9 protein-coding genes are annotated in these 12,929 nt (G+C 67.5%); 7 read left to right on the top strand and 2 right to left on the bottom strand.

What is annotated here, in order from left to right; all coding sequences use genetic code 11:
- Positions 1–32 precede the first annotated feature (32 nt).
- Positions 33–1,637, top strand: coding sequence for an AIM24 family protein (locus tag OG716_RS38740; RefSeq protein ID WP_405135171.1), 1,605 nt, complete (start codon positions 33–35; stop codon positions 1,635–1,637).
- Between the two features lie 346 nt (positions 1,638–1,983).
- Positions 1,984–3,945: a molybdopterin-dependent oxidoreductase gene (locus tag OG716_RS38735; RefSeq protein WP_405135170.1), complete on the top strand. Its 1,962-nt coding sequence runs from the start codon at positions 1,984–1,986 to the stop codon at positions 3,943–3,945.
- Between the two features lie 125 nt (positions 3,946–4,070).
- Here OG716_RS38735 and OG716_RS38730 read toward each other — a convergent pair whose 3' ends face one another.
- The gene (locus OG716_RS38730; RefSeq protein ID WP_405135169.1) at positions 4,071–5,003 is read right to left on the bottom strand and encodes a LysR family transcriptional regulator; all 933 of its coding nucleotides are present in this window, start codon (positions 5,001–5,003) and stop codon (positions 4,071–4,073) included.
- Between the two features lie 124 nt (positions 5,004–5,127).
- Here OG716_RS38730 and OG716_RS38725 point away from each other — a divergent pair, with 124 nt between their 5' ends.
- Positions 5,128–6,420, top strand: coding sequence for an MFS transporter (locus tag OG716_RS38725; RefSeq protein ID WP_405135168.1), 1,293 nt, complete (start codon positions 5,128–5,130; stop codon positions 6,418–6,420).
- Here OG716_RS38725 and OG716_RS38720 read toward each other — a convergent pair.
- Positions 6,390–7,175: a LuxR C-terminal-related transcriptional regulator gene (locus tag OG716_RS38720; protein ID WP_405135167.1), complete on the bottom strand. Its 786-nt coding sequence runs from the start codon at positions 7,173–7,175 to the stop codon at positions 6,390–6,392. The genes OG716_RS38725 and OG716_RS38720 overlap by 31 nt on opposite strands.
- Before the next feature lie 107 nt (positions 7,176–7,282).
- Here OG716_RS38720 and OG716_RS38715 point away from each other — a divergent pair, with 107 nt between their 5' ends.
- The 4 genes from OG716_RS38715 to OG716_RS38700 all read left to right on the top strand — a co-directional run bounded on the left by OG716_RS38715 (position 7,283) and on the right by OG716_RS38700 (position 12,883).
- Positions 7,283–8,128, top strand: coding sequence for an SDR family NAD(P)-dependent oxidoreductase (locus OG716_RS38715; RefSeq protein WP_405135166.1), 846 nt, complete (start codon positions 7,283–7,285; stop codon positions 8,126–8,128).
- A gap of 502 nt (positions 8,129–8,630) precedes the next feature.
- Positions 8,631–10,289: an acyl-CoA synthetase gene (locus OG716_RS38710; RefSeq protein WP_405135165.1), complete on the top strand. Its 1,659-nt coding sequence runs from the start codon at positions 8,631–8,633 to the stop codon at positions 10,287–10,289.
- A gap of 288 nt (positions 10,290–10,577) precedes the next feature.
- Positions 10,578–12,239: an acyl-CoA synthetase gene (locus OG716_RS38705; RefSeq protein WP_405135164.1), complete on the top strand. Its 1,662-nt coding sequence runs from the start codon at positions 10,578–10,580 to the stop codon at positions 12,237–12,239.
- A gap of 68 nt (positions 12,240–12,307) precedes the next feature.
- A complete protein-coding gene (locus tag OG716_RS38700) occupies positions 12,308–12,883 on the top strand; it encodes a hypothetical protein (RefSeq protein WP_355118655.1) in 576 nt (191 codons plus the stop codon).
- The last annotated feature ends 46 nt before the right edge of the window (positions 12,884–12,929 follow it).

Raw genomic sequence — 12,929 nt, 5'->3', positions numbered from 1 at the left:
GTGAATCTGATGTCAGTGGGGGGCGGGCTGTCGTGAGTACGCTTGCCCGGGGCGAGAATCGGCCGGCGCCCGCGCAACGATTGACGGTGACGGTCACCAGCTCGGCGTCGGTGGATGTCTCGGCGCTGCTGCTGGGGGCCGACGGGCGGGTGCGCTCGGACGCCGACTTCGTCTTCTTCAATCAGCCCGTCGCGCCCGGAGTCACCTATGTGCACAGGCGCGGCGCGGGCGATGTGGTCGATGTCCAGACCGGCGCGCTGCCCCGCGATGTGGACAAGGTGGTCGTGACCGCGAGCCTCGACGGCAGCGGTCCGCCCACCTTCGCCGGGGTCGGCACGCTGACGGCGACCATCGGATCCGATTCGGGCGCACTGACTTTCCCCATGAGCGGGTTGAGTACCGAGACCGCCGTGGTGTGCGTGGAGATCTACCGGCGCGGCGACGGCTGGAAGGTCCGCGCCGTCGGCCAGGGCTACGACGACGGGCTGGCCGGAATCGCCTCCGCGTTCGGCGTCAATATCGACGATGAACCCGAGGAACCGGCCGCGAGCGTGCCGCCACCGCTCGCCCCGAATTCGGCTCCGGCGTTCGCGCCGCCGCCCGGGCAGGCTGCCGCACCAGGCCGATACGCGCCACCTCCTGGCCAAGCTCCACCGCAGCCCGGCCGATACGCACCCCCTCCGCCGCAACCCGGGCAGCCGGGCCAATATGCCCCTCCCCCTGGGCAGTACGCCCCGCCGCCGGGGTCCGTCCCGCCGCCCGGCCAATTCGCGCCGCCGCCCGGAGCGCCCGGACAGGTCAATCCCGCAGCGCAGCAGCAGTATTCGCAGCCCCCCTCGTATTCGCCGCCCGCGTACTCCGCGCCGGCCGCCCCCGCATTCCCGCAAGGAGTCCAGCCCATGCAGAGTGAACTGTTCGATCCTGTTCATGCCGAGGTCAATGGCGCCGGGATTCAGAAGCAGGGCGGCAAGATGATCAAGGTCGCCGTCAATGGCGAGGTGCTGGCGCGGGCCGGGTCGATGGTCGCCTACCAGGGTGATCTGCAGTTCAAGGCGCTCGGTTCGGGCGGCATCGGGCGGGCCATACAGCAGCGGCTGACCGGTGAGGGCGTGCCGCTGATGAAGGTCACCGGGCGCGGAGATCTGTTCCTGGCCAATGGCGCGGCCGATGTGCACACCGTCGATCTGGACGGCACCGACGGTCTCACCATCAATGGCGCGAATGTGCTCGCCTTCGACCCGTCGCTGACCTACAACATCAAAATGGTCCAGGGCGCAGCCGGTTTCGCCAGCAATGCCGGACTCTTCAACTGCGTTTTCACCGGCCGCGGCCGCATTGCCATCACCACGCACGGCTCACCCGTCGTCCTGAATGTCGACCAGCCCACCTACGCCGATCCGCAGGCCGCCGTGGCCTGGTCCTCCAGCCTGCAGACCGGTATCAAACGCAATGACTCCTTCGGCTTCAGCCGCCTCATCGGCCGCAGCACCGGCGAGGGCCTGACCCTGTCCTTCTCCGGCCGCGGCTTCGTCATCGTGCAGCCCTCGGAGCAGCCGCCCGGCGGCTTCATCGGCGGCAGCGGCGGCGGCCAGGAAGCCGGCCAGAGTCCGGGTCTGCTCGGCGGCCTGCTCGGCTGATCCGAGGGGTCAGATCTCCTGGGCGGTCTGCACGGCTGACCAGAGAGGCTCGGCGCGCGCTTGGGCAGCCTGCGCGGCTGATCCGAGAGGCCCGATCTCCCGGGCCGTCGCCTCGACTGACCCGAGAGGCCCGGCACACTCGGGCAGCCTGCGCGGTTGACCCGAGCCTGCGCGGTTGACCCGAGCCCGCGCGGTTGATCCGAGCCCGCGCGGTTGACCCGAGCCCGCGCGGTTGATCCGAGAGTTCGGCAACAGCATCCGGCCGCGGCGCGCACCGAGTGGGCCCGGCCACACCATGTGCCGCTCGGCGCTGCTGCCGGGCCAGGGCGCGGCTTACGATCAAGGCATGAAGGTGCTCGGTGCGTGCCCGCTGGATTGCCCGGACGGCTGCTCCTGGGTGGTGGACGTCGAGGACGGCGTCGCGGTGGGGTTGCGGGGGAACAAGGCGCATCCGATTACGCGCGGGGCGCTGTGCGTGAAGGTGAATCGGTACCTCGAGCAGCTGAAATCCGATGAGCGGATCATGCATCCGATGCGGCGGGTCGGTAAGAAGGGCGAGGGGCGGTTCGAGCGGATCAGCTGGGACGAGGCGCTCACCGAGATCGCCGCACGGTTGACGGGGATCACCGAGGAGTTCGGCGGCGAGGCGATCTGGCCGTTCCACGGGACCGGGAGTCTGGGGTACATCCAGGGGCTGGAGGGGTTCTCCGGGCGGCGGTTCTTCAATGCGCTCGGGGCGTCGCTGCATGATCCGACGATCTGCTCGATAGCGGGCACCGTGGGGCTGAAGTACACGCTGGGCACCTCGGGCGGGATGGACCCGGAGGACTTCACCGAGTCGAAATTGATTCTGCTGTGGGGAACGAATCCGCTGACCTCGGGTCATCACGGGTGGAAGTTCATCCAGGACAGTGATGCGTACACCGTCGCCATCGATCCGGTGCGGACGCGTACCGCCGAGCGATGCGATGAGCATCTCGCACCCCTGCCCGGCACGGATGCGGCGCTGGCGCTCGGACTCATGCACATCATCGTGTCGATGGGCGCGCAGGATGACGAGTTCATCACCGAGCATACCGAGGGCTGGGACGAATTCCGTGATCGCATAGCGGAATTCACGCCGGAGCGGGTCGCCGGGATCACCGGCCTGCCGGTGGAGCGCATCATGGCGCTGGGCGAGCGCATCGCCCGCACCCGGCCCACTGCCATCCGCGCCTCGCAGGGCATGCAGCGGCACGCGGGCGGCGGTATGGCCCTGCGCGCGCTGGCCTGCCTGCCCGGGATCACCGGAGATTGGGCGATTCCCGGTGGCGGACTGCACTATTCGACGAGCGGGCACTTCGATCTGAATCTGCCCGAGTTGATGCGATTCGACCTGCTCCCCCATCCGGTGCGCACGCTGTCCATGACCCGGCTCGGCGAGGCCTTGCTGGAGGTCGACGACCCGCCGGTCAAGGCGCTTTTCGTGATCGCCGCCAATCCGGTCGGGTCCAATCCGGAGCAGCGCAAGGTGATTCGAGGACTGGAACGCGAGGATCTGTTCACCGTTGTCCTGGAACACTTCCCGACCGATACCGTCGGCTACGCGGATATCGTCCTGCCCGCCACCATGCAGCCCGAACACCTCGATGTACTCGCCGCCTACGGCAACCTCTACCTGGTCTGGAACGAACCGGCGGTCCCGCCGCCGGGCGAATGTCTCTCCACCACAGAGACTTTCCGCCGCCTGGCGCAGCAGCTGGGCCTGACCGAACCCGCACTCTACGACTCCGATGAGGAATTGGCGCGCCAGCTGCTGAAGGGCCACGACCTCGACCGCCTGCGCACCGAAGGATTCCTGAAGGTCGCCCCCCGCCCCGTCCCCACCGGCAAACTGCAATTCGTCTCCCCTCGAGCCGAAATGGCAGGCCACGACCCACTCCCCGCCTACACCCCACCCGCCGACCCCGGCGACGGACTGGTCCTGATCTCCGCCGCCTCCCACTACTTCCTCAACACCACCTTCGCCAACAACCCCGAATTGCTCCGCCGCGCAGGAGATCCCACCGTCACCCTGCACCCCGACGACGCCGCCACCCGCGCCATCACCGACGGCACCCCCGTCACCGTCTCCAACACCCGCGGCTCCTTCGAAGGCATAGCCGAACTCTCCGACCGCGTCCGCCCCGGCGTAGCTGCCACCCCCAAGGGTCGCTGGGCCAAACTCTCCGGCGGCGCCACCGTCAATGCCACCATCCCCGAACGCGATTCCGACTTCGGCGGCGGCGCCGTCTTCCACGACAACCGCGTACAGATCACCCCCCGCTGACACCCTGCCCCGAACTGGGCCGAACAGCCCCACTCCACACCACACATCACTGACAAAGCCTGCGCCGCTGAGAGACGCGATGTTCGATCCGACCAGAAGCGGGCGAGCTGATCAGTCGACGAGTCTCAGAGGTCGTCCGGTGGGGCCGACGCCCAGGCGGGCCGCCAGGTTCCGGGCACGGGGCGAGCAAGACCGAGGTGGGCGCGGAGTTCGGCGAGGGCGGGGTGCGGGTTGTCACCGCGGCTGAGGAGTGAGTGCGGGTAGACGGGGGTCGGGGTGTGGATGTCGATGCGTCGCAGGTCGTGGGAGGTGGGCCAAACCAGGCGGGTTTGCTCGCCGACGAAGGTTGCCAGTTCCGCGGAGTCCGCGAGGACGTCGAGGAGGGGTTCGATGCCGAAGTTGGGGCCGATGGCATCAACAATGATGCCGAACTCGGTGGCGAGATCGGCATAGAACAGCGCCCATTCGGTGCCGGGGACCAAGGCGGGCATCCAGATTCGATGGCCGATGAGGTCCGCCGGTGTGACCGCGCGGGCACCCGCCAGCGCGTGTCCCGGGCCGGTGAGCAGCTGAATGGGTTCGTCATAGATGGGTGTGGCGCTGATATCCGCGGGCAGCAGGGATGTACTCACGGCCCGGAACGAGGCATCGATCGCACCAGAGCGGATGGCATCGATGGCGGCAGCCGCGTCGAAGTACCGCACGACATCGAGTTCGAGCTCGGGGTGCGCACTGTGGAATTCGCGCAATAACCCCGCCGGTGCGAGGCGGCGGCCGACCACATCGACACGGAGAGCGCGGCGGCCGGGGCGCACCGAGGCCGCCGCACGCTCTTCGACCCGGAGCAGTTCGCGCGCGTGCGGCAGGAACACCCGCCCGTCGATGGTGAGCTCAGCGCCACGCGGGGTCCGATCGAACAGCCGCACGCCGAGGTCTTTCTCCAATGCGGCGACGCGCCTGGACACACCCTGCTGGGTGATCGACATATCGACGGCCGCCTCCTGGAAGCGGCCGGTATCGACGACGGCGACAAAGGTGCGCACAGCCTCGAGGTCCACGGCGCTCGACACTAGCGATACAACGCGGCGTTGTGCACCCCGCCCGAACTGTTGTTTGATTCCCAGCTCCCGGCGCGCTTTGATCGCTAGGGCCAATGCGGGGTTGTCAGGCGAGAGGTAGGGCATGGCGGGCACACGGTCGCTGGGGCGGCAGTTCGAATTGCTGTGGGGCGCTTATGCGGTCAGCACGCTGGGGACCTGGTTCGCCTTCGACGCGTTCTCCTTGATCGCGATCATCGTGCTGCATACCGGACCGACCGAGGTGTCCGTGCTGGCTGCCGCCGGGCTGGCGGTGGGCGCGCTGGTGGCGATACCGCTGGGGCCGTGGGTGGAGTTTCGGCGGAAGCGGCCGGTGATGATCGCGATGGATCTGGTGCGGTTCGCGGCGGTGCTGAGCATTCCGGTGGCCTTCGCGCTCGGCTGGTTGACCTATGCGCAGCTGCTGGTGGTGGCGATCGCGGTCGCCGCGTCCGATATCGCTTTCAAGGCGGCGTCCGGCGCATATCTGAAATCGCTGGTGCCGCAGGAAGATCTGCTCATCGCCAGCAGTCGATTCGAGGCGACGACGTGGACCGTCACCATGCTCGCGCCGCCGCTGGGCGGACTGGCGATCGGCATGTTCGGGCCGATGACGACCGTGCTGACCAATGGGGTCAGTTTTGTGTTGTCCGCCTTGGGCATTCGCGCGATCGGCGGTTCCGGGGCGCATCCGTCCGGTGGCACCGCCCCGCGGCTGCGCCTCACCGATCTGGCCGAGGGCTGGCGCTATATCCTGGCCCACCCCACCCTGCGGCCGCTCTTCTTCAATTCGATTCTGGTCGGCGGCCTGATCATGGCGACCGCACCGCTCATGGCCGTGCTCATGCTCGGGCAGCTCGGCTTCACGCCGTTCCAATACGGACTCGCCTTCGGCGCACCCTGCCTCGGCGGTCTGCTCGGCGCGCGGCTGGCGCGGCGGTTCGTCACCCGTTTCGGGCAGCGCCGGGTCCTGCTCGTCGGCGGCACCCTGCGTGCGTGCTGGTCCGTCGGATTGGCTTTTGTCCATTCGGGCACAACCGGACTCGTGCTCGTCATGGCGATCCAGTTCGGCCTGGTCGCCTGCATGGGCGTGTTCAATCCGGTGTACGTGGCCTACCGCATGGAACAGACCGAGAGCGACAGGATGGCGCGCACCCTCGCGGCGTGGTCGATCACCAGCAGCGCGACCATCGCGGCGCTGACCGCCTTGTGCGGGGTGCTCGCGGCCGTCATCGGCCCGCGCGAGACCGTCCTGCTCGCCGGAGTACTGATGCTGGCCACGCCACTGCTGCTCCCCCGCCGCATGCCCGTCGCAACCCCCGCGATCGAGCAGCCGGTGCCGCAGAACCGATCAGGCGGCAGAACCGATCAGGCCGCGGCGAACCGGACCGCGAGCTGAGTACGGCTGGCGCACGAGGTTTCCGCCAGCACCCGGGTCAGATGCTTCTTGACGGTGTCGACGCCGATGAAGAGTCGCTCGGCGATCTGACGATTGGTGAGACCTTGCGCGGCGAGGTCGGCGACTTCCCATTCCCGTGGTGTCAGTTGCCAATTCGCATGTGCGGCACGCCGGTCGCGATCGCGTTCGAGCTGCTCGATCACCAGCGGCGCGAGATGTCTGCGCAGCGCGTGCAGGACGGCCAGATCACGATCGGAGACCCGGGCAGCGTCGACCACCGCCATGCCGACGAACAGCAGCCCGGCGGAACCACCGTCCACCACCATGACAGCCTTGTCATTGATACCGGTGGGCCGCAGGAACTCCGAGACGAACGGGGAATCGGGTTCGATATCGTCGAGTCGCGCCACACCCCGGGCCAGGATGATCTCCGCGGCCCGCGGACTGCGCAGCGGATCCCGGTCCATCCAGCGCGCGTTGTACTCCGCCATGAACTCCGGCGTATACCCACTCTGCACCCCGCAGCCTTCGAGCATGGCCGCGGCGAGCGTATTACCGTGCAGCACTGCGACTCCGGTGAATCCGAACCAGTTCTGCAGTGCGTGCAGCAGCCGCTCTCGGAACTCGGGCAGATCGACCGCGTGATCCACCGACTCCAGGACGCCGATGAGACGCCGGTGGTCCTCCGCCGACAGCGCTTCTCCCTCTGGCAGCGCACGTGGGCTGCGCCGCGGGTTGGTCAGTGCGTCTGTCACAGCTCCAACTATTCCACCTTTGGGGAATACCGGGTCGGATGCGCACCCGGCATTCTTGTTATCGGCCCCGGGCACACCGCCCGGGCACAGCAGAAGAAGGTTCGACCATGAGTGCAGAGAACGCCCCGCGCCGCTGGCTGATCACCGGAGCCAACAGCGGTTTCGGTGCGGCCTTCACGCGGGCCGTGCTCGATGCCGGTGACGAGGTGATCGCCGCCGTGCGACGGCCGGAGTCCATGGCGGAAGTTGTTGCCGCGCATCCGGATCGGGTGCAGGTTCTCACGCTGGACGTGCGTGATGCGGCCGCCGCCGAACGCGCGGTGAAGGAGGCCGGACGGATCGATGTGCTGATCAACAATGCCGGATACGGAATTGTCGGCGCCATCGAGGAGGTCAGCGAGGCCGAACTGCGTGATGCCATGGAGGTCATGTTCTACGGCCCGCTGCGCCTGACCCAGCTGGTGCTGCCGCAGCTGCGCGAGCGCCGGGCCGGCGCGATCGTCCAGGTCACCAGCATGGGCGGATTCCTGTCCTTCCCGGGCGTCGGCATGTACAGCGCCGCCAAGGGTGCGCTGGAATTGGCCAGCGAGGCTCTGGCCGCCGAGGTGGCGCCGCTCGGAATTCAGGTGCTGATCGTCGAACCCGGTTCCTTCCGAACAAGTTTCGCCAAGCCTGCCGCGCTGCGTGTGAGCACCGGTCTCGCGGACTACGCCGAAACCGTCGGTGCGGTTCGGGACGGTCTGCCCGCCTCCGATCAGCAGCAGGAGGGAGATCCGGCCAAGGCGGCCGCCGCGGTCATAGCGACCGTCGGCCAGGCGAATCCGCCCCTGCGGCTGGCACTGGGCCCGGATGCGGTGGCGGCGATTCGCGGCAAACTTGCCGCGGTCGCCGCGGATCTGGATGCCACCGCGCACCTCGGTCTCAGCACCGGCGTGGACACCGCCGCGAATTGAGCGACAACGGCCCGCCGATGACTACCGGCGGGCCGTTTCTGTCCAGATCGGCTCAGGCCGCGCTACCGCTGAGCGCGGACAGGAAAGTGCTGAAGATCTGGGCGACGACGGCGAGCAACTCCACGGGGATACCTCATCAGGCTGGAAAGTGGGACACCGCAGCCTCATCTACCGGGGTGTAGAGCACATGATCCGCGGGTGAAGAGCTGGGGCCGGCCCGCAATTCAGGCGCTGGCGCTGAGCAGGTGCGTGAAAGACAGGAGCAACTGGGGAAGAACAGCGAGCAAGGACACGGGACACCTCATCACGGTTGGAAATGCAGACACCGCAGCCTCATCGATCCGGATGTACGGCATATGACCCGGATGTAAAGACTGCATACAACCGGCAACTGACCGTTCTGACCGAATTTGTGTAACAGCCATCACACCCCGCTGCTACCGTGACGCCTACCCGCCCCAGTTCGGGTGGTGGGCCGCACGTTCTTTCGGAGGTGGCTGGCATGGCCTCGGTTCTCTATTCGGCGCAGCAGCGTGTAGCACACACCCTCGAGGCCGTCAGGGCTCTGAAATCATTGCGGGACAAGGGCATCACCGATCCCCGCAAACCGATGGAGACGCTGCGCACCGCCCGCGAATCACAGGTGTTCGGACCGCCCGCCACCGCCGTCCGCCATGCCGCGCGGGTCTGGCCCGAGCGCCCGGCACTGGCGGATGAGCGCGGTGAGATGACCTATCGGGAGCTCGACGAGGCCTCCAATGCGGTGGCCCGCGGCCTGCAGCGGCTGGGCGTCAGCCCGGGCACCGTGATCGGCCTGCTCGCCCGCGATCATCGCGGCCTGCTGCTGTCCATGGTGGCGGCCGGCAAGCTCGGCGCCCGCGTGGCGCTGATGAATACCGGCTTCGCCAAACCGCAGTTCGCGCAGGTGTGTGAGCGCGAGAACGTGAAGGTCGTGCTGCACGACAGCGAATTCCTCGGACTGCTCGACGCGCTGCCCGCCGATCTGCCCCGCGTGCTCAGCTGGGTGGACGAGGGCACGCAATTGCCGGACGGCGCAACAACTCTCGACGCGCTGATCGCCGCCAATGCGAAGGCGCCGCTGCCGACGCCGAAGAAGCCGGGCGGCGTTGTCATTCTCACCAGTGGAACCACCGGCCTGCCCAAGGGCGCGCCGCGCGACAAGACCTCACCGCTGGCCACCGTGCAGGTGGTCGACCGCATCGACTTCCCGAGCCAGGGCACGATGGTCATCGTCTCGCCGATCTTCCACAGCACGGGTCTCGCGACCTGGCTGGTGGGCACCGGACTCGGCAACAAGGTGGTGCTCGCGCGGCGCTTCGACGCCGAGCGGACGCTGCGCCTGATCGCCGACCATCAGGCCGACATGCTGGTGGCGGTGCCGACCATGCTGCACCGCATGGTCGAACTGGATCCGGCCGTTCGCGACAAGTACGAGATCTCCTCGCTGAAGGCGATCGTGGTCGCGGGGTCGGCGCTCTCACCCGAGCTGAGCGTGCGCACCGCCGAAGTGTTCGGCCCCGTCCTCTACAACCTGTACGGCTCCACCGAATGCGCGGTCGCGACGGTGGCGCGGCCGGAGGATCTGGCCATCGCGCCGGGCACCGCGGGCCGCTCCCCCACCACGTGCGAGGTGGTGCTTTTCGACGAGGACGGCATGCGGATCCGCGCCAAGAACGTCACCGGGCGCATCTTCATCCGCTCCGGATCGCCGTTCAAGGGTTACACCGACGGGCGGCACAAGCAGATCATCGACGGCTATATGTCCAGCGGCGATGTCGGCCACTTCGATGATCGCGGACTGCTTTTCGTCGACGGCCGTGATGACGACATGATCGTCTCCGGCGGTGAGAACGTCTTCCCGCAGGAGGTCGAGAACCTCTTGCTGGAGCGTCCCGACATCTTCGACGCGGCGGTGGTCGGCGTCCCGGATGTCGAGTTCGGAAAACGCCTGCGCGCCTTCGTCGTTCCCGAACCCGGCGAGAAGCCCGATCCGGACGACATCAAGGCATACGTCAAAAACAATCTCGCCCGCTACAAGGTCCCCCGCGACGTCATCTTCCTCGACGACCTCCCCCGCAACGCCACCGGCAAACTCCTCCGCCGCGTCCTCGTGGAGTACGAAGCGCCCGCCCACCCCTGACCACACTCACCGCGTCCGGACGGCGAACTCCAGCCCTCAACCCCAACCTCTCGCCCTCCTTCCGCCTGTGCGGAGCGGGGGGTTCCGGTTCGCGGACAGTCCCGCGGCGACACGAGGGCAATCGTGTTGTCCCCGCCACGACCGGGGCGGCCTATGTGATACCAGCGGTACCAGAGACCTCGGCCACACACGCGTGTTACTGCTTGGTAGGGTTGGGTTTGCACTGGATCTCGAGGTTGCGGTCCGATCGCCGCTCGTCACGGCAGGGGATCGCGGAAGGTTGTACCCATGTCATTAGCCCTTCCGTCGGCAGGCACGGTTTTTCGCAAGGCTGGTGATACGGCGCTCAGCGTCAACGCCATGTTGCGAGGGGGACTTTTCAATCCGCTGCGACCCGACCAAGCGGTGCGCTCAGCGATCAATGTGCTGAAGTTCGGCCCGTTCGCGGGCGCGGTCGTCCATGCGGCCAATACCAATCCGAAGTCCTCCGCCATTGTCGATGAGCGCGGCGAGATGACCTTCGAGCAGCTCGATCAGCAGTCCTCCGCCTTCGCGCGCGGTCTCGCGGCGCAGGGCCTGGGCCCGGGCGATGTGATCGGCGTACTGGCCCGCGACCACCGCGGCATGGTGCTCTCCCTCGTGGCCGCAGGCAAGCTCGGCGTGCGCGCGGTGCTGATGAACACCGGTTTCGCCAAGCCGCAGTTCACCGATGTGGCGGCGCGCGAGAAGGTCAAGGCGGTGCTGCACGACAGCGAGTTCTTCGACCTCATGAGCGCCATTCCGGCCGAGATCCCGCGCATCCTCACCTGGGTGGACGAGAAGGACGATGCCGACCCGTCGATCCCGACCATCGAATCGGTCTCGGCCGGGCAGTCCACCGCATCCCTGACTCCGCCGGAGAAGCCGGGCGGCATGGTGATTCTGACCAGCGGTACCACCGGCACCCCGAAGGGCGCGCCCCGCGATAAGGTCAGCCCCTTCATCACCGCGCAGTTCCTGGATCGAATCCCGTTGCCGCGCAACAGCACCGTGGTCATGGCCGCGCCGATCTTCCACGCCACCGGCCTGTCCCAGTTCACACTGTCGATCGCGCTGGGCAACCGAGTTGTGTTCCAGCAGCGCCGCTTCGATCCGGAGCAGACCCTCGCGAACATCCAGAAGTACCGGGCGCAGGGCCTGGTCGTGGTACCCACCATGCTGCAGCGCCTGCTCGATCTGCCCGCGGAGACCCTCGCCAAGTACCAGCCGAGCGAGACCCTGCGGGTGATCTTCGCCGCCGGCAGCGCCATTCCGCCGGACGTGGTGACCCGCACCCTCGACTACTTCGGCGACAGCCTCTACAACGTCTACGGCTCGACCGAGTGCGCGATCATGACCGTCGCCATCCCCTCGGAGCTGCGCAAGGCGCCGACCACCGCGGGCAAGGCCCCGGTCGGCATTCGCATCGCGCTCTACGACGAGAACCGCAAGCGCATTACCGCGCCGAACGTGACCGGCACGATCTTCATCGAGAACAGCCACTCGTTCAAGCAGTACACCGACGGCCGCACCAAGGAGTACGTGGACGGCCTGATGTCCAGCGGCGATGTCGGCCACTTCGACACCGACGGACTGCTGTTCATCGACGGCCGCGATGACGACATGATCATCTCCGGCGGCGAGAACGTCTTCCCGCAGGAGGTCGAGAACCTGCTCTCCAACCGGCACGACGTGCTGGAGGCCGCCGTGGTCGGCGTCGAGGACCGCGACTTCGGAAAGCGCCTGCGCGCCATCGTCGTTCCGGGCCCGGACTCCAAGCGGGATGTGCAGGAGATCAAGGACTACGTGAAGGAGAACCTGGCGCGCTACAAGGTGCCGCGCGAAGTCATCTTCCTCGATGAGCTGCCGCGCAATGCCACGGGCAAGCTGCTGCGCAAGCCGCTCATCGAAATGGCTGTTCCCACCGAGTAATTCCACCGCATCGTTACGCGAGTACGAGGCCGGAAAATCGGCGGCGCATTCTCGGTTATTATCAGCACGTGAGTTTCGAGTCCGGCCGGTCCACGGCGCATATACGCAGCGACGCTGCGTTATTGCGCGGTGGATCGGCCGGTTCGCTTTCCGGGGCGCTCGCGGTCGCGGTGCACGGCTGGGTTTCCGGGGCCGCGCCGCTGGAGTCCAGCGCCTTGACGCTGCTGGTCGCGGCCTCCGCCGCCGTGGGTGCGCTGGTCGCCGGTATCGGCGCGCTGCGCACCACCTGGCTCGGGCTGGTGGTCGCCCTGATCGGCGGTCAGTTGCTAGGGCACTTCAGCATGATGTGGGGTTCGCCCGGTAGCGCCGGCCACCACCATCACCATGCGTCGATGTGGAGTCCGGCGATGCTGGCCGCGCACTTCACCGCGGCCTGTGTGGCCGCGGTGGTCATTCTGGGCGCGGAAGCCGCATATCGCATCGCCGGCACCGTATTGGCCTGGGCCACGCCCGTTCTCATCACACTTCCGGTGCTCTCCGGACCACCGGCACTGCCGATCGCCCATCGCGATCGGGTCGTGCTGCGCATTCTCGCGGCCGACGCCTTCCGGACCCGCGGTCCGCCCGCTTTCGTTCGAGTCTGATTTCTTCCCTTACCCAGCACGGACATGCGCGTCTGTGTGAGTTCGC

Source organism: Nocardia sp. NBC_01388 (assembly GCF_045040085.1).
Classification (GTDB): Bacteria; Actinomycetota; Actinomycetes; order Mycobacteriales; family Mycobacteriaceae; genus Nocardia.
The sequence above is the reverse complement of the archived record's forward strand: the minus strand, read 5'-3'. Positions and strand labels throughout refer to the sequence as shown.